Source organism: Pseudomonas parafulva (assembly GCF_002021815.1).
Lineage (GTDB): Bacteria > Pseudomonadota > Gammaproteobacteria > Pseudomonadales > Pseudomonadaceae > Aquipseudomonas > Aquipseudomonas parafulva_B.
In genome coordinates, this window is record NZ_CP019952.1 from 1,826,371 (window position 1) to 1,849,968 (window position 23,598).

Annotated in this window: 21 protein-coding genes; 8 read left to right on the top strand and 13 right to left on the bottom strand. The window is 62.6% G+C overall.

The genetic code is table 11. The features are described from left to right. Positions 1 to 94: 94 nt before the first annotated feature. The 5 genes from hflD to cspD form a co-directional block, all read right to left on the bottom strand. Positions 95 to 721: a high frequency lysogenization protein HflD gene (gene hflD, locus B2J77_RS08095; protein ID WP_058637928.1), complete on the bottom strand. Its 627-nt coding sequence runs from the start codon at positions 719 to 721 to the stop codon at positions 95 to 97. Further along, the gene (mnmA, locus tag B2J77_RS08100; RefSeq protein WP_058603469.1) at positions 718 to 1,842 is read right to left on the bottom strand and encodes a tRNA 2-thiouridine(34) synthase MnmA; all 1,125 of its coding nucleotides are present in this window, start codon (positions 1,840 to 1,842) and stop codon (positions 718 to 720) included. The genes hflD and mnmA overlap by 4 nt, the downstream gene beginning before the upstream one ends. A gap of 58 nt (positions 1,843 to 1,900) precedes the next feature. Next, positions 1,901 to 2,341 carry an NUDIX hydrolase gene (locus tag B2J77_RS08105; protein ID WP_058603468.1) on the bottom strand — a complete coding sequence of 147 codons (441 nt, stop codon included), beginning with the start codon at positions 2,339 to 2,341 and terminating at the stop codon, positions 1,901 to 1,903. A 95-nt stretch (positions 2,342 to 2,436) separates the two neighbouring features. After that, positions 2,437 to 4,662: an NADP-dependent isocitrate dehydrogenase gene (locus tag B2J77_RS08110; protein ID WP_078478341.1), complete on the bottom strand. Its 2,226-nt coding sequence runs from the start codon at positions 4,660 to 4,662 to the stop codon at positions 2,437 to 2,439. Positions 4,663 to 5,124: 462 nt separating this feature from the next. Continuing rightward, complete coding sequence (gene cspD, locus B2J77_RS08115) at positions 5,125 to 5,385, bottom strand: cold shock domain-containing protein CspD (RefSeq protein WP_145254748.1); 261 nt, start codon at positions 5,383 to 5,385, stop codon at positions 5,125 to 5,127. 230 nt (positions 5,386 to 5,615) lie between these two features. Here cspD and clpS point away from each other — a divergent pair, with 230 nt between their 5' ends. Both clpS and clpA read left to right on the top strand, forming a co-directional pair. Further along, a complete protein-coding gene (gene clpS / locus B2J77_RS08120) occupies positions 5,616 to 5,978 on the top strand; it encodes an ATP-dependent Clp protease adapter ClpS (RefSeq protein ID WP_023534830.1) in 363 nt (120 codons plus the stop codon). Positions 5,979 to 6,008: 30 nt separating this feature from the next. Then, positions 6,009 to 8,279, top strand: coding sequence for an ATP-dependent Clp protease ATP-binding subunit ClpA (gene clpA / locus B2J77_RS08125; RefSeq protein WP_078478343.1), 2,271 nt, complete (start codon positions 6,009 to 6,011; stop codon positions 8,277 to 8,279). An 85-nt stretch (positions 8,280 to 8,364) separates the two neighbouring features. Here the strand turns inward: clpA and infA are convergent, their stop codons facing one another. From infA to aat, 3 genes are all read right to left on the bottom strand, one after another. Further along, the gene (gene infA / locus B2J77_RS08130) at positions 8,365 to 8,583 is read right to left on the bottom strand and encodes a translation initiation factor IF-1 (RefSeq protein WP_002553999.1); all 219 of its coding nucleotides are present in this window, start codon (positions 8,581 to 8,583) and stop codon (positions 8,365 to 8,367) included. A 101-nt stretch (positions 8,584 to 8,684) separates the two neighbouring features. Next, positions 8,685 to 9,392, bottom strand: coding sequence for an arginyltransferase (locus B2J77_RS08135; protein WP_058603464.1), 708 nt, complete (start codon positions 9,390 to 9,392; stop codon positions 8,685 to 8,687). Positions 9,393 to 9,448: 56 nt separating this feature from the next. After that, positions 9,449 to 10,129 carry a leucyl/phenylalanyl-tRNA--protein transferase gene (gene aat, locus B2J77_RS08140; protein WP_078478344.1) on the bottom strand — a complete coding sequence of 227 codons (681 nt, stop codon included), beginning with the start codon at positions 10,127 to 10,129 and terminating at the stop codon, positions 9,449 to 9,451. 381 nt (positions 10,130 to 10,510) lie between these two features. On the opposite strand from aat, the gene B2J77_RS08145 reads away from it, so the two are divergent. From B2J77_RS08145 to cysG, 6 genes are all read left to right on the top strand, one after another. After that, on the top strand, positions 10,511 to 13,102 hold the full coding sequence (locus tag B2J77_RS08145; RefSeq protein WP_416231923.1) for a DNA translocase FtsK: 2,592 nt from the start codon (positions 10,511 to 10,513) through the stop codon (positions 13,100 to 13,102). A 61-nt stretch (positions 13,103 to 13,163) separates the two neighbouring features. After that, a complete protein-coding gene (gene lolA, locus B2J77_RS08150) occupies positions 13,164 to 13,787 on the top strand; it encodes an outer membrane lipoprotein chaperone LolA (protein WP_058603462.1) in 624 nt (207 codons plus the stop codon). 12 nt (positions 13,788 to 13,799) lie between these two features. Continuing rightward, positions 13,800 to 15,125: a replication-associated recombination protein A gene (locus tag B2J77_RS08155; protein WP_058637922.1), complete on the top strand. Its 1,326-nt coding sequence runs from the start codon at positions 13,800 to 13,802 to the stop codon at positions 15,123 to 15,125. Then, positions 15,122 to 15,496, top strand: a complete 375-nt coding sequence (crcB, locus tag B2J77_RS08160; RefSeq protein WP_027916182.1) for a fluoride efflux transporter CrcB — start codon at positions 15,122 to 15,124, stop codon at positions 15,494 to 15,496. The genes B2J77_RS08155 and crcB overlap by 4 nt, the downstream gene beginning before the upstream one ends. 29 nt (positions 15,497 to 15,525) lie before the next feature. After that, complete coding sequence (gene serS, locus B2J77_RS08165; RefSeq protein ID WP_058637921.1) at positions 15,526 to 16,806, top strand: serine--tRNA ligase; 1,281 nt, start codon at positions 15,526 to 15,528, stop codon at positions 16,804 to 16,806. Next, positions 16,807 to 18,198: a siroheme synthase CysG gene (gene cysG / locus B2J77_RS08170; RefSeq protein ID WP_078478345.1), complete on the top strand. Its 1,392-nt coding sequence runs from the start codon at positions 16,807 to 16,809 to the stop codon at positions 18,196 to 18,198. A 243-nt stretch (positions 18,199 to 18,441) separates the two neighbouring features. On the opposite strand, the gene B2J77_RS08175 is transcribed toward cysG, so the two are convergent. From B2J77_RS08175 to B2J77_RS08195, 5 genes are all read right to left on the bottom strand, one after another. Then, positions 18,442 to 19,767, bottom strand: a complete 1,326-nt coding sequence (locus B2J77_RS08175) for an OprD family porin (protein ID WP_078478346.1) — start codon at positions 19,765 to 19,767, stop codon at positions 18,442 to 18,444. Positions 19,768 to 19,832: 65 nt separating this feature from the next. Continuing rightward, positions 19,833 to 20,231, bottom strand: a complete 399-nt coding sequence (locus B2J77_RS08180; RefSeq protein ID WP_078478347.1) for a PPC domain-containing DNA-binding protein — start codon at positions 20,229 to 20,231, stop codon at positions 19,833 to 19,835. Continuing rightward, positions 20,228 to 20,779 (bottom strand): hypothetical protein, encoded by a 552-nt coding sequence (locus tag B2J77_RS08185; RefSeq protein ID WP_058637918.1) that lies wholly within the window; start codon positions 20,777 to 20,779, stop codon positions 20,228 to 20,230. The genes B2J77_RS08180 and B2J77_RS08185 overlap by 4 nt, the downstream gene beginning before the upstream one ends. Continuing rightward, on the bottom strand, positions 20,776 to 22,356 hold the full coding sequence (locus tag B2J77_RS08190) for an acyl-CoA synthetase (RefSeq protein WP_207059809.1): 1,581 nt from the start codon (positions 22,354 to 22,356) through the stop codon (positions 20,776 to 20,778). The genes B2J77_RS08185 and B2J77_RS08190 overlap by 4 nt, the downstream gene beginning before the upstream one ends. Then, positions 22,353 to 23,522, bottom strand: a complete 1,170-nt coding sequence (locus B2J77_RS08195) for an acetyl-CoA acetyltransferase (RefSeq protein ID WP_058637917.1) — start codon at positions 23,520 to 23,522, stop codon at positions 22,353 to 22,355. The genes B2J77_RS08190 and B2J77_RS08195 overlap by 4 nt, the downstream gene beginning before the upstream one ends. Between the last annotated feature and the right edge of the window lie 76 nt (positions 23,523 to 23,598).

Sequence of the window (23,598 nt, forward strand, 5' to 3'; positions counted from 1 at the left end):
GCCGTGCAGCCCATCGGGGCACAAGGCCCCTCCTACCAGGGATGTGGTCAGCCAAAAAGGTTCGGGTCTGCGCGCCTGGGTAGGTGGGCGGGTCTCAGGGCGCTGTGCGCATCATGTCGTAAAGCTCTTTGAGCAATTTGCGCCGGCTGAACACCAATTGCCAGCGGTGCCCGCCCAGCTGACGCCATAGCCGTGCAGCGCGGATACCGGCCAGGAGCAACGCACGGATCTTGGAGGCGTTGTTGGGCTGTTGCAGGAAGCGCATGTCGCCGTGCACCTGGATGCGCTGACGCAAGGTGCTCAAGGTGTCCTGGTACAGCGCGCCGCTCGACGCAATGACGTTCTCGTGCACCAGGCCGAAGTGATCGGCCTGGGACTGGATCTGCGGCAGACGGTTGCCGATGGTCTCGAGCAGGTCGCCGCGCTTGTTCAACTGCCGCTCCAGGCCCAGCATTGACAAGGCATAACGCAAAGGCTCGCGCTGCAGGCTGCTGGGGTCGCGCTCCAGCGCCCCGACCAGTGCGCGGTAACCGTCGCGCAAGTTCAGGTCGTCGCCACCGAATACCTCCAGCGTATCCTTGGGGTCGCGCACCAGCAGGCTGCCCAGCATGCAGCCGATATCGGCTTCGCTGGCCTGCCCGGTACGGGCGATGCGGTCCACCAGCACGGCCGCCTGGAACACGCCACCCAGCGCGATCAACTGTTCCTGCACGCGGTTCACGAGCGTGGGCTCCAGGGCTCGGCTGCTTCGATCACACCGCCGCCCAGGCAGACCTCGCCGTCATAGAACACCACCGACTGGCCAGGCGTGACGGCGCGCTGCGGCTCATCGAACACGGCCCGATAACCAGTGGCCGTGCGGTGAAGGGTGCACTGCTGGTCGTGTTGTCGGTAGCGAACCTTGGCAGTGAGCTGGCGTGGGCTGTCGAGGTCGACCGGGTTCACCCAGAAGATTTCGGAAGCCAGCAGGGCGCGGGAGAACAACCAAGGGTGTTCATTGCCTTGGCCGACCACGAGCACATTGCGGGTCAGGTCCTTGTGCAGTACATACCAAGGCTCGTCCCCGGCATCCTTCAGACCGCCGATACCCAGGCCCTGGCGCTGGCCAATGGTGTGGTACATGAGGCCATGATGGCGACCGATCACGTCACCGTCGGTGGTTTCGATGTCGCCGGGTTGGGCCGGCAGGTACTGCTTGAGGAAGTCGCTGAAACGCCGCTCACCGATGAAGCAGATGCCGGTGGAGTCTTTCTTCTTGGCTGTGGCCAGGCCGTGTTTCTCGGCAATGGCGCGCACCTCGGGTTTTTCCAACTCACCCACCGGGAACAAGGTGCGGGCGATTTCCTTGCCGCCCACGGCATGCAGGAAATAGCTCTGGTCCTTGTTCGGGTCCAGGCCTTTGAGTAATTGGGTCAGCTCGCCCGTGTCGCGGCGGCGCACATAGTGACCGGTGGCGATCAGGTCGGCGCCCAGGGACAGGGCGTAGTCCAGGAAGGCCTTGAACTTGATCTCGCGGTTGCAGAGGATGTCGGGGTTCGGGGTGCGGCCGGCCTTGTATTCCTCAAGGAAGTGCTCGAACACGTTGTCCCAGTACTCGGCCGCGAAATTGGCGGTGTGCAGGGTGATGCCGATGCGGTCGCAAACAGCCTGGGCATCTGCCAAGTCTTCACGGGCCGTGCAGTATTCGGTGCCGTCGTCCTCTTCCCAGTTCTTCATGAACAGCCCTTCCACCTGGTAGCCCTGCTCCATGAGCAGAAGGGCGGAGACGGAAGAGTCCACGCCGCCGGACATGCCGACGATGACGCGGGTCTTGGCGGGGTCTTTGAGTGCTGGGCTGGTCATGGTTACCGATGTAGATCAAGAGGAAAAACGCCGATACTACCAAACCCGCAGCGGCGCGTCAGTCGCGCAGCAGGTCGAGGCTATGCAGCGGGCCTTGCAGGTAGTCGTCAAGGCAGCGTGGCACCAGTTCACTGCGCCAGCGCGCGGGGTCGGCGAGCAGCTCGTCACGCGTCAGCCACAAGGCGCGCTCGATATCGCTGTCCAGGGGGCTGTCGACCCGATGACGGACCGGGCGGGCGGCAAAGCAGATGCGCTGGTAGGTCACGCCGTTGCTCGGGGCCGTATACAGGTAGATGCCAACCAGTCCGGTCAGCTCGACTTCCCAAGCCGTTTCTTCCAGGGTTTCACGCAGCGCCGCCTGGGCCAGGGTTTCATTGGGTTCCAGGTGACCGGCAGGCTGGTTGAAAACATGTTTCCCGGCCTTGAACTCTTCGACAAACAGAAACCTGCCGTTGTCTTCGACAACGGTGGCGACGGTGATATGGGGGTGCCAGGTCATGCAATGCTCCAGGGTGAGCGAGTTGGCCGTTCTGCGGCCCAGAAAGCACGAACCCCGGTGCGTGGCCGGGGTTCGTGGGTTACGTCAAGCGAGCCTTACAGGGCAGCGATGGCGCTGTTCAGGGTCTGGCTTGGGCGCATGACCTTGGCAGTCAGATCGGCGTCAGGGGCGTAGTAGCCACCGATGTCCACTGGCTTGCCTTGGACCGCGTTGAGTTCGGCAACGATTTTTTCTTCGTTGTCGCTCAAGGCCTTGGCCAGCGGAGCGAAGCGAGCTTTCAGGGCCGCATCGTCGTCCTGGGCTGCCAGTGCTTGTGCCCAGTACAGGGTCAGGTAGAAATGGCTGCCGCGGTTGTCGATGCCGCCGACCTTGCGCGAAGGCGACTTGTTGGTGTCAAGGAACTTGCCGGTCGCCTGATCCAGGGTTTGGGCCAGCACCTTGGCGCGTGGGTTGTCGTAGGTGTTGCCCAGGTGCTCCAGGGATGCGGCCAGGGCCAGGAATTCACCCAGCGAGTCCCAGCGCAGGAAGTTCTCTTCCACCAACTGCTGCACGTGCTTGGGTGCCGAGCCGCCAGCGCCGGTTTCGAACAGACCGCCGCCATTCATCAGCGGCACGATCGACAGCATCTTGGCGCTTGTGCCCAGTTCCATGATCGGGAACAGGTCGGTGAGGTAGTCGCGTAGCACGTTGCCGGTCACCGAGATGGTGTCCTTGCCTTCGCGGATGCGAGCCAGGGAGAACTTGATGGCCTCGACCGGGGACATGATGCGGATATCAAGGCCGGACGTGTCGTGGTCCTTGAGGTAGGTCTGCACCTTCTCGATCATGGCGCTGTCGTGGGCGCGAGCCGGGTCCAGCCAGAACACGGCCGGGGTATCGCTCAGGCGGGCGCGGTTGACAGCCAGCTTGACCCAATCCTGGATAGGCGCATCCTTGACCTGGCACATGCGGAAGATGTCACCCGCCTCGACCTGCTGTTCCAGCACCAGGTTGCCCTTGGTGTCGACAACGCGCACGACGCCATCGGTCTTGATCTGGAAGGTCTTGTCGTGGGAGCCGTATTCCTCGGCTTTCTGCGCCATCAGGCCAACGTTCGGCACGCTGCCCATGGTGGTCGGGTCGAAGGCGCCATTGGCCTTGCAGTCTTCGATGGTGGCCTGGTAGATGCCCGCGTAGCAGCGGTCAGGGATGATCGCCTTGGCGTCCTGCAGCTCGCCTGCGCTGTTCCACATCTTGCCCGAATCACGGATCATGGCCGGCATCGAGGCGTCGACGATCACGTCGCTTGGCACGTGCAGGTTGGTGATGCCTTTATCGGAGTTGACCATCGCCAGGGCGGGGCGCTCGGCGTACAGGGCCTGGATGTCCGCTTCGATTTCGGCCTGCTTCTCGGCTGGCAAGTCCTTGATGCGGGCGTACAGGTCGCCGATGCCGTTGTTGGCATTGAAGCCTACGTCGGCCAGGGCGGCAGCGTGCTTGGCCAGTACATCGTTATAGAATTCTTCGACGATGACGCCGAACATGATCGGGTCGGAAACCTTCATCATGGTCGCTTTCAGGTGCACCGACAGCAGCACGCCCGATGCCTTGGCGTCGGCGATCTGCTCGGCGACGAAGGCCTTGAGGGCCTTGCGGCTCATGGTGGCGCAGTCGATGATCTCAGCTGCCTTGACGGCAGTTTTTTCTTTCAGAACGGTGGTGGTGCCGTCGGCGCCGACCAGCTCGATGCGCAGGCTGTCGTCAGCCTCGATCAGTGCAGCCTTCTCGCTGCCGTAGAAGTCGCCCTGGCTCATGTGAGCCACGTGCGACTTGGAGTCGGCCGCCCAGGCGCCCATCTTGTGAGGGTGCTTGCGTGCGTAGTTCTTCACCGACAGCGGTGCGCGGCGGTCGGAGTTGCCTTCGCGCAGGACCGGGTTCACGGCCGAACCCTTGATGCGGTCGTAGCGGGTGCGTGATTCCTTTTCCTCGGCGGTAGCCGGTTCGTCGGCGTAGTCCGGGATGTTGAAGCCCTTGCCTTGCAGCTCCTTGATCGCAGCCTTGAGCTGCGGGACCGAGGCGCTGATGTTAGGCAGCTTGATGATGTTGGCTTCAGGGGTGGTGGCCAGCTGGCCCAGTTCCGCCAGGTGATCGCCTACCTGTTTCTCTGCGCCGAGTTGCTCCGGGAAGGCTGCAAGAATACGGCCTGCCAGGGAGATGTCGCGGGTTTCGACGGCAATGTCAGCGCAAGCGGTGAAGGCTTCGATGATCGGCAGCAGCGAGTAGGTGGCGAGGGCAGGAGCTTCGTCGGTGAAGGTATAGATGATCTTGGAACGGGTGGGCATGCGGGCTAACTCTCTGTGTGCTGAGCGTGCTCGAGTCTCGTGGTGCACCGGGTAGGCGCACCGCCCTGGCAGCGCCATGGGCGGAAAGTCGAGAGGCTGCGAGCTGTGATGGTGGATGCATCAGTCGAGCGTCAAGTGCCGAGCTGCGGTAACAACCCGGGCTTAGTGGCCTGAGATGGCCTGGGACGGTCCGCATTTTCCTAGGGATCGCCCCGGTGACCCTGCGGTCGCGGGGCAGTATATCAAACCAATCAGCCTAATCATCAAGACTGAGTGATATCGGCCCATTTATAAGACCAAAGACGTAGCGACAATGTGACCGGTTGTCGCACGGAGCTGCATCACAGCCCGTGCAGGCGCTAAGGATAGTCTGGATGAAGAAGTTGTAACTTCATGCGTACAGATACGCCGCACGCTGGTGATCATCGTGCGTACGATCCTCCGAGGATGGAAATACGGGCGTCACGCACCCACAGTGCTGGCTACCGGCGTCGCGTCACGTGACAGCGCCTGCACGGCTTCCTCGGTACGGATGTTGACAGCATGCAGTCCCTTCGGGCCCTGGATGACATCGAACTGAACGGACTGCCCGGCCTTGAGTGTCTTGTAGCCATCCATCTGGATTGCGGAAAAATGGGCAAAGAGGTCTTCGCTCTTGCCGTCCTCGACCACGAATCCATACCCTTTGGCGTTGTTGAACCACTTGACTTTACCGCTTGCCATCCCCATGTCCCTCTGCAAGGACTCCATCACTGGAGTATCATCCACGTCATCCGCATACGAACCTTCGGAAAAAATCGGGTTGACTGCGCGGATCTTTCTTGACCACGGTGTGTTCCTATTGGTTGTAACACCGTTTTGCCGATAGTCAAGGTCATGCAGCGGCCAGGCCGTACCGCTTGCTGCAGGGTCAACCCATAACCTTATCCTGTCGATGTGATGAAATTCTTTCCATGCATGCACACAGCCAGATTCGACTAACATTCAATCAGGATCGCCCTCAATCCAACGAGGACGATGGCGCTGGTCTGGCGGTTCAGGAAGCCAAGCCGATCCTGCAGGCGCCACCTATGTACAAGGTGGTTTTGTTCAACGATGACTACACGCCGATGGATTTCGTCGTCGAAGTGCTCGAAACGTTTTTCAATCTGAACCGCGAGCTGGCGACCAAGATCATGCTGACCGTCCATACCGAGGGGCGGGCAGTATGCGGATTGTTTACCCGCGACATCGCCGAAACGAAGGCCATGCAGGTCAACCAATACGCCAGGGAAAGCCAGCATCCGCTACTCTGTGAAATCGAGAAGGACGGTTAATCGCCGACCACTTGGGTATGAGGTGAAGCTATGTTAAACCGCGAGCTCGAAGTCACCCTCAATCTTGCCTTCAAGGAGGCCCGTTCGAAGCGTCATGAGTTCATGACGGTCGAGCATCTGCTGCTGGCGCTCCTTGACAATGAGGCTGCCGCGACCGTTCTGCGCGCCTGTGGCGCCAATCTCGACAAGCTCAAGCATGATCTGCAAGAGTTCATCGATTCTACGACCCCTTTGATTCCCGTCAGCGATGAAGACCGCGAGACGCAGCCGACCCTGGGCTTCCAGCGTGTGCTGCAGCGTGCGGTGTTCCATGTGCAGAGCTCCGGCAAGCGCGAGGTCACCGGTGCCAATGTGCTGGTGGCGATCTTCAGCGAACAGGAAAGCCAGGCCGTGTTCCTGCTCAAGCAGCAGAGCGTGGCCCGCATCGATGTGGTCAACTACATTGCCCACGGCATCTCCAAGGTGCCCGGCCATGGGCCGCATTCGGACAGCGACCAGGAAATGCCGGACGATGAGGGCGGTGAAACCACCTCTTCGAGCAATCCACTGGACGCCTACGCCAGCAACCTCAACGAGTTGGCCCGCGCCGGGCGTATCGACCCGTTGGTTGGGCGCGAACAGGAAGTCGAGCGCGTGGCCCAGATCCTGGCCCGTCGCCGCAAGAACAATCCCCTGCTGGTAGGTGAGGCCGGCGTGGGCAAAACTGCCATTGCCGAGGGCCTGGCCAAGCGCATCGTCGATGGTCAGGTGCCTGATCTGCTGGCCCAGAGCGTGGTCTACTCCCTTGACCTGGGTGCTTTGCTGGCCGGTACCAAATACCGCGGCGACTTCGAGAAGCGCTTCAAGGCGCTGCTCGGTGAACTGCGCAAGCGGCCACAGGCAATCCTGTTTATCGACGAAATCCATACCATCATTGGTGCCGGCGCAGCGTCTGGCGGCGTCATGGATGCCTCCAACCTGCTCAAGCCGTTGTTGTCGTCGGGCGAAATTCGCTGCATTGGTTCCACGACGTTCCAGGAATTCCGCGGGATCTTCGAGAAGGACCGGGCTCTGGCGCGGCGCTTCCAGAAGGTCGATGTGAGCGAGCCTTCCGTGGAGGACACCGTTGGTATCCTGCGCGGCCTGAAAGGGCGTTTCGAAAGCCACCACAACATCGAGTACAGCGACGAAGCGCTGCGTGCAGCGGCGGAGCTGGCCTCGCGCTACATCAATGACCGGCACATGCCCGACAAGGCCATCGACGTCATCGACGAAGCTGGCGCCTACCAGCGCCTGCAGCCTGAGGCCAATCGCGTGAAGCGGATCGACGTCCCTCAGGTCGAGGACATCGTCGCCAAGATCGCCCGTATTCCACCCAAGCATGTCACCAGTTCCGACAAGGAGTTGCTGCGTAACCTGGAGCGGGATCTGAAGTTGACCGTGTTCGGTCAGGACGCAGCCATCGATTCGCTTGCGACCGCCATCAAGCTGTCGCGTGCAGGGCTCAAGTCGCCTGACAAGCCTGTGGGTTCGTTCCTGTTTGCCGGCCCTACCGGCGTGGGCAAGACCGAGGCAGCGCGTCAGTTGGCCAAGGCGCTGGGGGTCGAGTTGGTGCGATTCGACATGTCCGAGTACATGGAGCGTCACACCGTGTCGCGCCTGATCGGTGCGCCACCTGGCTACGTCGGGTTCGACCAGGGCGGTCTGTTGACCGAGGCCATCACCAAGCAGCCGCACTGCGTGTTGCTGCTCGATGAGATCGAGAAGGCCCACCCGGAAGTCTTCAACCTGCTGCTGCAGGTCATGGACCACGGTACCCTGACCGACAACAACGGGCGCAAGGCGGACTTCCGCAACGTGATCCTGATCATGACCACCAACGCGGGTGCTGAAACCGCTGCGCGGGCGTCCATCGGCTTTACCCACCAGGACCATGCGTCCGATGCCATGGAAGTCATCCGCAAGAGCTTCACACCGGAGTTCCGCAACCGCCTGGATACCATCATCCAGTTCGGCCGCCTGAGCACCGAGACCATCAAGAGTATCGTTGACAAGTTCCTCATCGAGCTGCAGGCGCAACTTGAGGACAAGCGCGTGCTTCTGGAGGTCAGCGACGCGGCGCGTGGCTGGCTGTCGGCGTCGGGCTACGACGTGCAGATGGGGGCGCGGCCGATGGGTCGACTGATTCAGGACAAGATCAAGCGGCCCTTGGCCGAGGAGATTTTGTTCGGCGAATTGGCCGAGCACGGTGGTGTGGTGCACGTGGACCTGCGCGATGGCGAACTGGTCTTCGACTACGAGACCACTGCCGAGGTGGCCTAAGCCTCAGGGGCCGCATGCGGCCCCTTCCTTATCCACACAGGCACAAAAAAGCCCGGCACATGCCGGGCTTTTTCATGGCTGGAGCTTAGCGCGCACGGTACGTGATGCGGCCCTTGCTCAGGTCATACGGCGTCAGTTCGACGCGAACCTTGTCGCCAGTGAGAATACGGATGTAGTTCTTGCGCATCTTTCCGGAGATGTGCGCGGTTACGACGTGCCCGTTTTCCAACTCCACGCGGAACATGGTGTTGGGCAGGGTGTCGACGACAGTGCCTTCCATTTCGAAGCTGTCTTCTTTCGACATGCAGTAGAGCCCTCGGATCCAGTGTTGGCCCGACGCATAACCGCACCGGGCAAAAAAGTGGCGTGGATTATGCCCGAAAACTGTGTGTCAAGCCAATGCTTTCAGTTGAGGGCAACCCAACGCTGGTTTATCAACAACTCGATAGGCCGATACTGCGTCTTGTAGTTCATTTTCTTGCAGTTCTTGATCCAGTAGCCGAGATAAACGCCGTCCAGATCGAGTCGCAACGCCTCGCCAATCTGCCAGAGGATGGCAAACCGGCCCAGACTGCGGCGCTCTTCATCAGGCTCGTAGAAGGTGTACACGGCAGACAGGCCATTGGGCAGCAGGTCGCAGACGGCGACTGCCAGCAGCCGGCCGCTGGCGCGAAATTCGTAGAACCAGCAAAACGGTAATTGGCGAACCAGAAACGTGGAAAACTGATCGCGGCTGGGTGGATACATGTCCCCGTCAGCGTGACGCGCCTCGATGTAGCGCCGGTACAGATCGAAATACTCTTCCTTGAAGGCGGGACGTGCAGCGGTCACCGTTACATCGGCGTTGCGCTTGAGAATTCGACGCTGCTGACGGCTGGGCACAAACCGTGCCGGCGGTATGCGCGCAGGCACGCACGCGTTGCAGTTCTGGCAATGAGGGCGATAAAGGTGATCGCCACTGCGGCGAAACCCCATCTCCGAAAGGTCGGCATACACGTTAACGTCCATTGGCTGGCTGGGATCCAGGAACAACGTGGTGGCCTGCTCGTCGGGCAGATAGCTGCAGGTGTGGGGTTGAGTGGCATAGAACTTCAACCGCGCCAGCTCTGTCATGGTCAACCCCTTCGGTGAGACTTTGCCTAAGTGTAAGCCAGGTGTGGAAAACGCGCCTAGCAAACCCAGGTGGCGGTGTTGGGCTGATCGAGGTAGCGTGCCAGATAGCCTGCGAATTCACGCCGACTGATGGCATGGGCGCCCAGGCTCTGCAGGTGATCGGTCTGCATCTGGCAGTCGATCAGCACGAAGCCGGCTGCTTCCAGGTGCCGGACCAGCGTCACGAAGCCAACCTTCGAGGCATTGTCCGCGCGACTGAACATGGATTCCCCGAAAAACAGCTGCCCCATGGCCAGGCCATAAAGGCCGCCCACCAGCTCACCGTCCTGGCGAACTTCGACCGAATGGGCAATACCGCGTGCGTGCAGTTCACAGTAGGCCATGCGCATGGGGTCGGTGATCCAGGTGCCGTTGGTGTAATCGCGCGGCGCCGCGCAGGCTGCGATGACTGCGGCGAAGTCGGTGTCGAAGCTGACCTGGTAGCGGCCTTGGCGCATCCATTTGGCCAACGAACGTGACACATGCAATCGAGCAGGCGCCAGCACGGTGCGCGGGTCAGGCGACCACCACAGGATCGGCTGGCCATCCTGGTACCACGGAAAGCAGCCGTGACGGTAAGCCTGGACAAGCCGCTCGGGCGTCAGGTCGCCGCCTGCGGCGAGCAGGCCGTTGGGCTCTTGCAAGGCGCGGTCCAGCGCGGGGAAAGTCAAGGAATCGCGTTTCAGCCAGGTCAACATGGTCGGTCATGCGGTAGGGGAGGGGGGTGGCCAGCATGGCGCGATGGGCAAATGGGGTCAATTGCTTCAAGGTCGCGATTGAGCGCTGCGCCAGTGATCGAGTGGCTTGTGCGGAACTGCGGGCCATGGGCAGGGCCGGTGTAGGCAGTGTCTCGCAGTGATCTGGACAATTTCGGACACATTACAGCTACGGCCGGCACCATCGGCGACATTTGCTGTCACACCTGTGCAAAAACACAGCATAAGCCTTTGTCACAGAAGACAATGCGTGCTCAAATTGCAGCTATTGGAAAGTCGCCCCCGGCCAGATCCCCAGACGGCGTGCCGCCATGGCGGCTGGCGGGCAGTAATGTTAAAAGTAGTGATCCGTTGGCTTCGGCCCTGGCCGATCACTATTGGACGCGCACCACGCGCAGGAATAGACGCGTTTTGAAGAAATCCACCGCAACCCCAGCTCCCTTGCCCGTGCCCCTGTGGCGGCAGCAGCTGCACTACCGTCTCAAGGAGGGTGCGCTGATCGCTGTCGGCGCCCTGTGCCTGTACCTGTGGATGGCGCTGCTGACCTACGACACCTCGGACCCGGCCTTCAGCCACACCGCCACCGTCGACCAGGTGCAGAATGCCGCCGGGCGAGCCGGCGCCTATTTCGCCGATATCCTGTTCATGGTGCTGGGCTACTTCGCCTACATCTTCCCGTTGCTGCTGGCGATCAAGACCTGGCAGATTTTCCGCCAGCGCCATCAGCCCTGGGACTGGAGCGGCTGGTTGTTCTCCTGGCGGTTGATAGGCCTGATATTCCTGGTGTTGTCCGGGGCCGCGCTGGCCCATATCCACTTCCATCCTCCGGCAAGCATCCCGTTCTCAGCCGGCGGCGCCCTGGGCGAAAGCCTGGGCGACCTGGCTCGCAACTTCCTGAACGTGCAGGGCAGCACCCTGATGTTCATCGCCCTGTTCCTGTTCGGGCTGACGGTGTTCACCGACCTGTCGTGGTTCAAGGTGATGGACATGACCGGCAAGATCACGCTGGATCTGCTGGAACTGGTGCAGGGCGCGGCCTCGCGCTGGTGGGAGGCGCGTAACGAACGCAAGCGCCTGGAAGCGCAGCTGCGCGAGGACGAGCCCGTCATCAAGGCCAAGCCTGTGGCGCCCGAACCCCGTGAGCCGGCCAAGCCTGCACTGCGCGAACGCTTGTTCAAGCGCGAGCCTGCGCCTGCTCAGCCCGAGCCGCGCGAACCGACCCTGGGCGGTGAGCCTGTGACGATGCGTGACCCGGTTGCGCGTGAGCAAGGGGTGGTGCAGCGCGAACCTGTGATCACACGCGAACCGGCACCGGCCCGGCCTTCGGCGCCCGCGCCAGCGGCCGCGCCGGCCCTGATCTCCAACATCGTGCCACCCTCGGCTGCCAAGGCGCCCGAGCCAGTCAAGCGCATCGCCAGAGAAACCCCGGCGCCGCAATTCATCGACAGCGCAGTGGAAGGCACCTTGCCGCCGATTTCCATCCTGGACCCGGCTGAACAGAAAAAGATCGAGTATTCCCCCGAGTCCTTGGCTGGTGTTGGTCAACTGCTGGAAATCAAGCTCAAGGAGTTTGGTGTCGAGGTAGCGGTGGACTCCATTCATCCAGGGCCTGTGATTACCCGGTACGAAATCCAACCGGCCGCCGGGGTGAAGGTGAGCCGCATCGCCAACCTTGCCAAGGACCTGGCGCGGTCGCTCGCCGTGACCAGTGTGCGGGTGGTCGAGGTGATCCCGGGCAAGACCACTGTGGGTATCGAGATTCCCAACGAAAATCGCCAGATGGTGCGTTTCTCCGAAGTACTTGCCACCCCGCAGTACGACGACCAGAAGTCGCCGGTCACCCTGGCCCTGGGCCACGATATCGGCGGCAAGCCGGTCATCACCGACCTTGCGAAGATGCCGCACTTGCTGGTGGCGGGTACGACCGGCTCGGGTAAGTCGGTGGGCGTGAACGCGATGATCCTGTCGATCCTGTTCAAATCCAGCCCCGAAGATGCACGGCTGATCATGATCGACCCGAAAATGCTCGAATTGTCGATCTACGAAGGCATTCCGCACTTGTTGTGCCCCGTGGTCACCGACATGAAGGACGCGGCCAATGCCCTGCGCTGGAGCGTGGCGGAAATGGAGCGGCGCTACAAACTGATGGCCGCCATGGGCGTGCGCAACCTGGCGGGCTTCAACCGCAAGGTCAAGGATGCCCAGGAAGCCGGCGAAATCATCCACGACCCGCTGTATCGCCGCGAAAGCATGGAGGATGAACCGCCTGCCTTGAAGACGCTGCCGACCATCGTGGTGGTGGTGGACGAATTCGCTGACATGATGATGATCGTCGGCAAGAAGGTCGAGGAACTGATCGCGCGCATCGCGCAGAAAGCGCGGGCTGCCGGTATCCACTTGATCCTGGCGACCCAGCGACCGTCGGTGGATGTGATCACCGGCCTGATCAAGGCCAACATCCCGACGCGCATGGCGTTCCAGGTGTCGAGCAAGATCGACTCGCGTACCATCATCGACCAGGGCGGTGCCGAGCAGCTGCTGGGCCACGGTGACATGCTGTACATGCCGCCTGGCACCAGCCTGCCGATCCGTGTCCACGGCGCATTCGTGTCCGATGATGAAGTGCACCGTGTGGTCGAGGCGTGGAAGCAGCGCGGTGCCCCTGACTACAACGACGACATCCTCAACGGTGTTGAAGAAGCCGGCAGCGGCTTCGAAGGTGGCAGTGGCGGTGGTGATGGCGACGATTCCGAAAGCGATGCCCTGTACGACGAAGCTGTACAGTTCGTGCTCGAGAGCCGCCGCGCGTCCATTTCCGCCGTGCAGCGCAAGCTCAAGATCGGCTACAACCGGGCGGCCCGCATGATCGAAGCCATGGAGATGGCCGGCGTGGTCACTCCGATGAACAGCAACGGCTCGCGGGAAGTGATTGCTCCAGGCGGCCCACGCGATTGATATCACCCTGCCGGGCGCCAACGGTGGTGCTCGGCCCATTCAACGCTCAATGAGGATTCCCATGCGCGCTATTCGCATGCTGTTGGTTTCGGCCCTTGCCCTGGGCCCGGTCTCGGCGTTCGCCGGCGAGCAGGATGTCCAGCGCCTGACCCAGTTGCTGGAAAAGTCGCAGACCATCGAAGCCAATTTCTCCCAGCTGACCCTGGATGCAGGCGGCACCAGCCTGCAGGAAACGTCTGGCAAGATGACGGTCAAGCGCCCAGGCCTGTTCTACTGGCACACCAATGCGCCCCAAGAGCAGGTGGTGGTATCGGACGGCAAGAACGTCACCCTGTGGGACCCGGACCTCGAGCAGGCTACCGTCAAGAAACTCGACGTGCGCCTGAACCAGACGCCGGCGCTGCTGCTTTCCGGTGATGTGTCGAAGATCAGCCAGAGCTTCGATATCGTCTCCCGTCAGCAGGGCGATGTGATGGACTTTACCCTCAAGCCCAAGACCAAGGACACCCTGTTCGACTCGCTGCGTGTATCGTTCCGCAAGGGGCTGATCAATGACATGCAGCTGATCGACAGCGTTGGCCAGCGTACCAACATCCTGTTCAATGGCGTCAAGGCCAACCAGGCGGTGGCGGACAGTACCTTCAAGTTCGACATCCCCAAAGGTGCAGACGTCATCAAGGAGTAACCAGAGCCTGTCATGGACCTGTTTCGAAGCGAACCTGTCGCCCAGCCCCTGGCCGCCCGTCTGCGCCCGTCCAACCTGGACGAGTATGTCGGCCAGGAGCACCTGCTTGCCCGCGGTAAACCGCTGCGTGAAGCACTGGAGCAGGGTGCACTGCACTCCATGATCTTCTGGGGCCCGCCGGGGGTTGGCAAGACGACCCTGGCGCGGCTGCTGGCGCAATTTTGCGATGCGCATTTCGAAACGGTGTCGGCGGTACTGGCGGGCGTGAAGGAAATCCGCCAGGCGGTGGAAGTGGCCAAGCAGCAGGCCGGCCAGTACGGGCGTCGTACCATCCTGTTCGTCGACGAAGTGCACCGTTTCAACAAGTCTCAGCAGGATGCCTTCCTGCCTTTCGTGGAAGACGGCACCTTGCTGTTCATCGGGGCTACCACCGAAAACCCGTCCTTCGAACTGAACAACGCGCTGTTGTCACGGGCGCGTGTCTACGTGCTCAAGAGCCTGGATGAGCCTGCGCTGCGCAAGCTTGTAGACCGCGCCCTCACCGAGGAGCGGGGGCTAGGCAAACGTCACTTGCGCGTTGGCGACAAGGCCTTCGACATGCTCAGGGCTGCCGCCGATGGTGACGGAAGGCGCATGCTCAACCTCCTGGAAAATGCTGCTGACCTGGCCGAGGACGGCAGTGAGATCGACGTCGATCTGCTGCAAAGCCTGCTGGGAGACAGTCGTCGCCGGTTCGACAAGGGCGGGGAAGCATTCTATGACCAAATATCGGCGTTGCATAAATCCGTACGGGGTTCGGACCCTGACGCGGCGCTCTACTGGTTTGCGCGCATGCTCGATGGCGGCTGCGACCCCCTCTACATTGCGCGCCGGGTGGTGCGCATGGCCAGCGAAGACATCGGTAACGCCGACCCCCGCGCCCTGAGCCTGTGCCTGGCTGCCTGGGACGTGCAGGAGCGGCTGGGCAGCCCTGAAGGTGAGCTGGCAGTGGCACAGGCCATCACCTACATTGCCTGCGCCCCGAAGAGCAACGCCGTTTACGTCGGTTTCAAGACTGCCCTGCGCGAGGCGGCCGAGCATGGTTCGCTGGAGGTGCCGCTGCACCTGCGCAATGCGCCAACCAAACTCATGAAACAGCTGGGTTACGGCGATGAGTATCGCTATGCCCACGACGAACCGGATGCCTACGCAGCCGGTGAAGACTACTTTCCCGAAGCGCTGGAGCCACGCCAGTATTACCAACCCGTGCCGCGCGGGCTCGAGCTCAAGATTGGCGAAAAACTCCGGCACTTGGCCGATCTTGATCGCAGTAGCCCGCGACAGCGGAGAAAGCCATGATCACGCTGATCGCCGCCGTCAGTGCCGGCGGTATCGCCGGTACCCTGTTGCGCTTTGCCGCAGGCAATTGGGTGGTCGCCCACTGGCCGCGGCACTTCTATATAGGTACGCTTGCCGTCAACCTGGTGGGCTGTCTGTTGATCGGCCTGCTGTATGGCCTGTTTCTGCACAAACCCATGGTCCCGGCCGAGTTGCGGGCTGGTTTGATCGTGGGGTTTCTGGGCGGCCTGACCACGTTTTCCTCCTTTTCGCTGGACACCGTACGCTTGCTGGAAAGCGGGCAGGTGCCTCTGGCGTTGGGCTATTCGGCCATCAGTGTCGTGGGCGGGCTGCTCGCGACCTGGGCGGGATTGTCCCTCACTCGATTCTGACCAACACCTACACATAACGAGAGAACGATATGCTCGATTCCAAACTGTTACGCGGCCAACTTCAGGAAGTGGCGGATCGCCTGGCCTCCCGTGGCTTCAGCCTGGATGTCGCGCGCATCGAATCACTGGAAGAGCGTCGCAAGGCGGTGCAGACCCGTACCGAGCAACTGCAGGCCGAGCGTAATGCCCGTTCCAAATCCATCGGCCAGGCCAAGGCCAAGGGCGAGGACATTGCCCCGCTGATGGCTGATGTGGAGCGCATGGCCGATGAGCTGGCCGCCGGCAAAGCCGAGCTGGACGGTATCCAGGCAGAACTGGACAGCATCGTGCTGACCATTCCCAACCTGCCCGATCCCAGTGTGCCGGTCGGTGCCAGCGAAGACGAGAACGTCGAAGTGCGTCGCTGGGGCACGCCCAAGTCGTTCGATTTCGAGATCAAGGACCATGTCGCCCTGGGCGAACTCAGCGGCGGCCTGGACTTCGAAGCGGCGGCCAAGCTGTCTGGCGCGCGTTTTGCCGTACTGCGCGGCCCAATCGCACGGCTGCACCGCGCACTGGCGCAGTTCATGATCAACCTGCACACCGGTGAGCATGGCTACGAAGAGCACTACACCCCGTACCTGGTGCAGGCGCCAGCCCTCCAGGGCACTGGCCAGTTGCCCAAGTTCGAGGAAGACTTGTTCAAGATCACCCGCGAAGGCGAGGCGGACTTCTACCTGATCCCGACCGCCGAGGTGTCGCTGACCAACCTGGTGGCTGGGGAAATTCTCGACGCCAAGCAACTGCCGCTCAAGTTCGTGGCGCACACGCCGTGCTTTCGCAGTGAAGCCGGTGCTTCGGGCCGAGACACGCGCGGCATGATCCGCCAGCACCAGTTCGACAAGGTCGAGATGGTGCAGGTGGTGGAGCCCGGCAAGTCGATGGAAGCGCTCGAAGGCCTGACGGCCAATGCCGAGCGTGTGCTGCAACTGCTCGAGCTGCCGTACCGCGTGTTGGCACTGTGCACCGGTGACATGGGCTTTAGCGCCGTCAAGACCTTTGACCTGGAAGTGTGGGTGCCCAGCCAGGACAAATACCGCGAGATCAGCTCGTGCTCCAACTGCGGCGACTTCCAGGCCCGCCGCATGCAAGCGCGCTGGCGCAACCCGGAAACCGGCAAGCCGGAACTGGTGCACACCCTCAACGGTTCCGGTTTGGCCGTGGGCCGCACGTTGGTCGCGGTGCTGGAAAACTACCAGCAGGCCGACGGCTCGATCCGGGTGCCCGAAGTGCTCAAGCCCTATATGGGTGGCGTTGAGGTGATCCGCTAAATGGACTACCTGCCGCTGTTCCACAAACTGCAGGGCGCCTTGGTGCTGGTGGTTGGTGGTGGCGAGATCGCGTTGCGCAAGGCGCGTCTGCTGGCCGATGCTGGCGCCGCGCTGCGTGTGGTGGCGCCAGAAATCGATGGCCAGCTGGCCAGCATGGCGCGTGAAGGCGGTGGCCAGGTGCTGGTGCGCGGTTACCAGCCGGGTGACCTTACAGGTTGCCGGCTGGTGATCGCCGCCACGGACGATCCTGGGCTCAATGCCCAGGTATCGGCCGATGCCCAGGCCTTGAGCCTGCCGGTCAACGTGGTCGATGCGCCGGCTTTGTGCACGGTCATCTTTCCGGCCATCGTCGACCGCTCGCCTTTGGTGATCGCGGTGTCCAGCGGGGGCGATGCACCGGTCCTGGCACGCCTGATCCGGGCCAAGCTCGAAGCCTGGATCCCTGCTGCCTACGGTGAGTTGGCCGGGTTGGCGGCGCGTTTCCGGCATACGGTCAAGTCGTTGTACCCGGATGTAAACCAGCGCCGGGGTTTCTGGGAAACCGTCTTCCAGGGGCCGATTGCCGAGCGCCAACTGGCCGGGCAGGGCGCAGAGGCCGAGCGGTTGCTGCAGGCGATGGTCGATGGCGCGCCGGTGCAGCAGGGCGGCGAAGTCTACCTGGTCGGTGCTGGCCCGGGAGACCCGGACCTGCTGACGTTTCGCGCGCTGCGGTTGATGCAGCAGGCCGATGTGGTGCTTTACGACCGCCTGGTGGCGCCTGCGATCATCGACATGTGCCGTCGGGATGCCGAGCGCATTTATGTCGGCAAGCGTCGTGCAGACCATGCCGTTCCTCAGGACCAGATCAACCGGCTACTGGTGGACCTCGCCCAGCAAGGCAAGCGGGTGCTGCGCCTGAAGGGTGGTGACCCGTTCATCTTCGGCCGTGGCGGCGAGGAGATCGAGGAGCTGGCCGAGCACAACATCCCGTTCCAGGTGGTGCCGGGTATCACCGCTGCCAGCGGTTGTGCCGCTTACGGCGGCATCCCGCTGACCCACCGCGATCATGCCCAGTCGGTGCGCTTTGTCACCGGGCACTTGAAGGACGGTAGCAGCAACCTGCCTTGGGACGACTTGGTCGCGCCTGCCCAGACGCTGGTGTTCTACATGGGTCTGGTCGGCTTGCCGACCATCTGCGAAGAACTTATCCGCCACGGGCGGGCAGCGAGCACGCCGGCGGCGTTGATCCAACAAGGCACGACGCGCAACCAGCGTGTGTTCACCGGTACCTTGGCAGATTTGCCAGCGCTGGTTGCACGCCATGAAGTGCATGCGCCTACCTTGGTGATCGTGGGCGAGGTGGTGCAACTGCGCGAGAAGCTGGCGTGGTTCGAGGGGGCACAGCACGGCTGACAGTCTGCGAACGCTTTGAGGGGGTGAGCAAGGCAGTTGTCCCTCATGGTCCTCAAGCCTGCAGATCCAATGCAGCCCTCCTGTGGGAGCGGCCCTTGCGCCGCGATGGGCCGCAAAGCGGCCCCGGCAACGTTAGCGGCGACGCTGAAATCCTGGGGCCGCTTCGCGCCCCATCGCGGCGCGAGGCCGTTCCCACACAAGGCTGAGCACGCACAAGGCTGCTTGAACACGGACATCAGTGCCCTAGAACAACGGCACGGTGTAGCTGACGGTCACCCGGTTCTGATCCTGTGCCCACTCGCTGGGCAACCCACTGCGCAGCATGCCGTTGCGCCAGCTCAAGCCCAGCCCCTTGAGCGCACCGTCCTGCACCACATAGTCCAGGGCGATGTCACGCTCCCATTCCTTTTCGTCACCGCCGGCAGCGGTGCGGATGTGCGTGCCCTTGAGGTAGGTGAGCGAGGCAATCAGGCCGGGCATGCCCAATGCCGCAAAGTTGTAGCTGTATTGGCCGAAGGTGGTGCGTTCACCTGCACGGGTGAAACTGGTCACCAGCCGGTCGGTGAACAGATACAGGCTCGAGCCAGCTGCGCCTTCGCCTGTATTGCCCTGGTTGATCTGCACGAAATTGCCACTGTCCGAGACCCGCTGATGGCCAAGCAAGACCGAGTGGCCACCTATGGCGTAGGTGAACATGGCACTCCAGGTATCATTGTCGATTTTGCCTGCGGTATCGCCCAGGCCGGTGACGCGATACCCTGCCGCGCGCCCGCTGGCTGAGTCGTTGCGTCCATCCGCGTCGGTCTTGAAGTAGCGCAGGTCGGTGGTCAGCGACTGGTTGTCGCTCAGGGCCCAGGTGTGCACGAGCCCCGCAAAATGCTGGACATAGTAATCCTCCAGCTGGGCGCCGTAATATTGCAGCTTCAAGGCGGGGGTGAGCTGGTAATCGGCCCCGGCAAACACAAACGCATTACTCTCGCGTGTACCCCCCGCCACGGCCAGGCCTGAGCGGTTGGTCGAGCCCCGGCCGGTGGTATGCTCCAGGCGGCCTCCGGTCAGGGTCAGGCCATCGATTTCTTTCGAGGTGACGATCCCGCCTTCGAAGGTCTGCGGTAGCAAGCGCCCATCGTTGGCCACCAGAATCGGCAGTTTCGGTTGCAGCGTACCGTAGCGTGCCTCGGTCTGGGAAAAACGGACCTTGCCGGTCAAGCCCAGGCGACTCCATTCGTCCACCGCGCTGCCATCGCTGGCATCCGGAATCATCGAACTGCCTCGGTGATTGCCTGCACCGCCATCCAGGCGTAGGCCCAGCAAGCCAAGGGCGTCAACGCCGAACCCCACGGTACCGTCGGTGAAACCGGACTTGTAGTCGAGCATGAAGCCCTGCGCCCATTCGGCCGTCTTGCTCTGGCCGGCAGGGCCGGGGCGGTCGCGGTAATCGTTATTGAAATAGTAGTTGCGCAGGTGCAGGTTGGCTTTGCCGTCCTCGATGAAGGCCGCCTTGGCAGCCGGAACGGCCAGGGTGGTCAAGGTGAGTAGGTACAGGGGCACGTAGGGCTTTCTTGTCATTGTTTTCTTCCTGAGGGTGATAGGCGCCCAGAGAGCGGGCGCCAAGGGTGCTGCAGTGTGGGCAGTCAGTCCGGCAGCCACTCCTGCAGGGTGAGCTCCACGGTAATGAAGGACAGGTTCCGACCCCGTTGCAGGCAGCCGGCGAAGAGCTTGCCGTCGGCATCGGCGAGCACTGCCTGAAGGTGGCTTCGGCCGGCGATGACCTCACCGCTCAGGCTGAGGATCTCGATACCAGGCCCGGGTACATGAATGGCTTGATGGCCGCGCTCGCCGTGGTAACGCAGTTCGCCGTCGATCAGGCTGCCCAGCCCGCCACGGACCACGGCGCAGGCGATGCCGTGGCTGGCGCAGAGGGCTTCGGCGCTGTCGATCACATCCTCGTTGGGCTTTAGGCGGGCGACCACCAGCCGCCCGAGACGGCCTTGCTGGACCTGCGTGGTAGTAGAGGGCAGGGCAGGTGTCATGAGGCCTCCTTGAGCACAGGGTGCAGCAGGTTGAATTGGGTCTCGGTGTCTGGCTGTACCTGGTAGGCGACATGCTCGAACAGGCATAGCCGCAATACCAGGGGTTCGCTACCGACCACGACTCGCTGCAATACCAGATGCCCGCCGTGCTGTTGCCCAAGGCTGTCGAGCATGCCGGCATGGCAATGCAGCAGCGGGGCGCCGCTGGCATCCCTGCCGACAGTCAATGCACCACTGATGAAGGTGACAGGGCCTGTAAGCACCACGGGCTTGCCGTAGTCGTAAGGGCGTTGGCTGTCGCTTGTGGTCACCATGCGGTGGTAGGCCAAGGTGCACGCGCTGCCCCACAACACGCGGCCGACTGCACTCTGGTAGCGACAGCGCTCGAGCACTGACAGCAGGCTTTCGCCCACCTGGCTGCCGGGGGCAAGCTCGACGCGCAACTCCTGGCTGCACGCGACTTCACAGTCGAGCAGCCTGGGTAGGCGGGCCGGGCCTGCATGGTTGAAGTGGCGCACCCCGCCGCGCAGTTCGAAATGGGGCGTCATGCCGGTTGCTCCGTGCCGGTCTCGAGCAACGTGCGGATGTGTTTCTTGACGATCTTGCCGTAGCCGGACTTTGGCATCTCATGCCAGCGTACAAACTGCTTGGGCCATTTGTAGCGTGCCAAGCGGGGCTCCAGGTGCGCGAGCAGTTGGTCATCGCTGACCTGGGCAGTGGTGACGATCACCGCGCAACCACATTCGCCCCATTTGTCGTCCGGCATGCCGAGCACGGCCACTTCGGTGACAGCAGGGTGGGTCAGCAACGCTTCCTCCACTTCGCGCGGGTACACGTTCGAGCCGCCGGAGATGTACATGTCCGAGGCGCGCCCGGTGATGAACAGGTAACCGTGCTCGTCCACATGCCCCAGATCGCCGGTATGGAACCAGCCATGGCGGAAGCATTCGGCATTGGCCTGGGGGTTGTCGTAGTAGCCGGCGAACACGGCCGGGCCGCGCACGCAGATTTCGCCGTCCGTACCGGTGGGCAGCTCGCGGCCTTGTTCATCGAGTATGGCCACCTGCATGCCGGTGCGTGGGTAGCCGCAGGAACCGACCTTGGCCTGAGGGCCATCGTCGGCATCATGGCAGTCGGCGGGCAGCACCGTGATGTTGCCGGTGACTTCGCCTAGGCCGTAATACTGCACCAGCACCTTGCCCAATGTGCGTAGCGCATGGCACTGGTCGGCGCGGTACATGGGGGCACCTGCGTAGATCACGTAGCGCAGGCTGCTGTGATCGTAACGGCTGACGGCCGGGTCTTCGGTAAGCATCTTGACGATGGTCGGCACCGTGAACAGGTTGTCGATACGGTGCTGCTGCACCAGGCGCCAGGCCTCGTCACAGTCCAGCCGGTCCCCGACAGGGAGTACGCAGGCAGCACCCCGGGCTACGTTGACCAGTGCATGGATACCGGCCCCGTGGGACAAGGGAGCCAGCACCAGCGAGCGTGACTGCTGGCTCAGGCAGGGCATCAGGTCGGCCAGGTGGTTGTTGACCACGAACGCCATTTGCCCGTGGGTCAGTACCCCTGCCTTGGGGTGCCCGGTGGTGCCGGAGGTGTAGAAGAACCACAGCGGATCGTTGTAGTTCACCTCAGCCGGGCGAAAACCAGGCTGAAGCGGGGCGCCTTCATCGAGCAGGGCATCGTAGGCCAGTTCACCCGCGCGGGGCGCAGCCATGGCAATCACGGTCCGCAGTGCCGGTGATGCCTGGCGCACAGCGTCCACGTAATGCTCAAAGCCCTCGTCGTAGAGCATCGCCACTGCGCCGCTGGAACTGCCCAGGTAGGCAGCTTCAGGGGGGGTGATGCGCACATTGGTGGGCACCCAGACCATTCCCAGGCGAAAGGCCACCCAGGCACTTTCGAACAGCGGCAGGTTGTTGCGCGAGTGCACCAGCAAGCGGTCGCCCTTGCCCAGGCCGCGTGCACGCAGCGCGGCAGCGACGCTGTCTACACGGTGCAGCAGTTGACGCCAGGACACCTGTTGCTCGCCGCGAATGAAGCCCGGCAGGTCAGGCAAACGCCGAGCCACCTGGCCCAGCAGCTCCCCCAGGTTCATGACATTGTCGATTCCGTTCATCGTACGCTCTCCAGAATGCTCACGTAGTTGGTCACGGCCGCCCCGCCCATGTTGAACACGCCAGCCCGGTCTGCGCGCGGCAGTTGCATGTCGCCGGCCTGGCCGGTGAGCTGCATGGCCGCCATCACGTGCATCGAGACCCCGGTCGCACCAATGGGGTGGCCCTTGGACTTGAGGCCACCGGAGGGGTTTATCGGGAGCCTGCCGTCCTTGCGGCTCACGCCCTCGGCGATCACCCGTGCGCCTTGACCGCGCTCGGCCAGGCCCATGGCCTCGTATTCGAGCAGCTCGGCAATGGTGAAGCAGTCATGGGTCTCCACCAGGGACAGGTCGTCCAGTGTGAGGCGCGCCTGGCTCAGCGCCTGCTGCCAGGCCCGTGCAGCGCCTTCGAAGACCGTGGGGTCGCGCCGTGACAATGGCAGGTAGTCGTTGACCTGGACGGCCGCGCGAAAACGAACGGCTTGACCGCCCCCGGTCGGTTGATCGCCCCGGCTGATCACCAGGGCGGCCGCGCCGTCGCTGATCAGCGAGCAGTCACTGCGCTTGAGGGGGCCCGCCACGAAGGGGTTCTTGTCCGAAGGTGTGCGGCAGAAGTCGTAGCCCACGTCGCGGCGCATGTGCGCATACGGGTTGAGTGCGCCGTTGGCGTGGTTCTTGGCGGCGATCATGGCCAGTGCATCGGACTGATCACCGTAGCGTTCGAAGTAGGCGCTGGCGATGTTGCCGAACACCCCGGCAAAGCCGTTCTCGATGTTGGCTTCTTCGGGGGTGTAGCAACATTTGAGCAGGATCTTGCCCACCTCGGCGGTAGGCAGGCTGTTCATTTTTTCAAAACCCACCACCAGGGCATGGCGCGATTGTCCGCTCAGTACGGCGTGCAAGGCCGAGTGAATGGCTGCCGAACCGGTGGAACAGGCGTTCTCCACGCGCACGGCCGGGGTGAAACGCAGCGCTGGCAAGTGATTGGCGAGCAGCGCGGATGGAAAGTCCTGGTAGAGAAACCCTGCATTGAAGTGGCCTACGTGTACCGAATCGATCTGCTGCGCATCGAGCCCTGCGTGGTCGAGGGCGCCCAGGGCCGCGTCAGCCATCATGCGCTCGGGGTCGATGTCGGGAAACTTGCCGAAGGGGGCGTGGTACCAGCCGTTGATGAGGGGTGAATGCATGAGAGTAATCCTCGCTCGGGGTTGGCGAGGTCGATGGCAAGAACGGTGCCAGGCCTGCGGCAAGCGCTCTGCCATG

Excerpts from the sequence above, each read along its gene's own strand:
- mnmA (WP_058603469.1), bottom strand. The coding sequence starts at position 1,842 with ATGACCAGCCCAGCACTCAAAGACCCCGCCAAGACCCGCGTCATCGTC.
- B2J77_RS08105 (WP_058603468.1), bottom strand. The coding sequence starts at position 2,341 with ATGACCTGGCACCCCCATATCACCGTCGCCACCGTTGTCGAAGACAAC.
- B2J77_RS08110 (WP_078478341.1), bottom strand. The coding sequence starts at position 4,662 with ATGCCCACCCGTTCCAAGATCATCTATACCTTCACCGACGAAGCTCCT.
- cspD (WP_145254748.1), bottom strand. The coding sequence starts at position 5,385 with ATGGCAAGCGGTAAAGTCAAGTGGTTCAACAACGCCAAAGGGTATGGA.
- clpS (WP_023534830.1), top strand. The coding sequence starts at position 5,616 with ATGCATGCACACAGCCAGATTCGACTAACATTCAATCAGGATCGCCCT.
- clpA (WP_078478343.1), top strand. The coding sequence starts at position 6,009 with ATGTTAAACCGCGAGCTCGAAGTCACCCTCAATCTTGCCTTCAAGGAG.
- infA (WP_002553999.1), bottom strand. The coding sequence starts at position 8,583 with ATGTCGAAAGAAGACAGCTTCGAAATGGAAGGCACTGTCGTCGACACC.
- B2J77_RS08135 (WP_058603464.1), bottom strand. The coding sequence starts at position 9,392 with ATGACAGAGCTGGCGCGGTTGAAGTTCTATGCCACTCAACCCCACACC.
- aat (WP_078478344.1), bottom strand. The coding sequence starts at position 10,129 with ATGTTGACCTGGCTGAAACGCGATTCCTTGACTTTCCCCGCGCTGGAC.
- lolA (WP_058603462.1), top strand. The coding sequence starts at position 13,164 with ATGCGCGCTATTCGCATGCTGTTGGTTTCGGCCCTTGCCCTGGGCCCG.
- B2J77_RS08155 (WP_058637922.1), top strand. The coding sequence starts at position 13,800 with ATGGACCTGTTTCGAAGCGAACCTGTCGCCCAGCCCCTGGCCGCCCGT.
- crcB (WP_027916182.1), top strand. The coding sequence starts at position 15,122 with ATGATCACGCTGATCGCCGCCGTCAGTGCCGGCGGTATCGCCGGTACC.
- serS (WP_058637921.1), top strand. The coding sequence starts at position 15,526 with ATGCTCGATTCCAAACTGTTACGCGGCCAACTTCAGGAAGTGGCGGAT.
- cysG (WP_078478345.1), top strand. The coding sequence starts at position 16,807 with ATGGACTACCTGCCGCTGTTCCACAAACTGCAGGGCGCCTTGGTGCTG.
- B2J77_RS08175 (WP_078478346.1), bottom strand. The coding sequence starts at position 19,767 with ATGACAAGAAAGCCCTACGTGCCCCTGTACCTACTCACCTTGACCACC.
- B2J77_RS08180 (WP_078478347.1), bottom strand. The coding sequence starts at position 20,231 with ATGACACCTGCCCTGCCCTCTACTACCACGCAGGTCCAGCAAGGCCGT.
- B2J77_RS08185 (WP_058637918.1), bottom strand. The coding sequence starts at position 20,779 with ATGACGCCCCATTTCGAACTGCGCGGCGGGGTGCGCCACTTCAACCAT.
- B2J77_RS08190 (WP_207059809.1), bottom strand. The coding sequence starts at position 22,356 with ATGAACGGAATCGACAATGTCATGAACCTGGGGGAGCTGCTGGGCCAG.
- B2J77_RS08195 (WP_058637917.1), bottom strand. The coding sequence starts at position 23,522 with ATGCATTCACCCCTCATCAACGGCTGGTACCACGCCCCCTTCGGCAAG.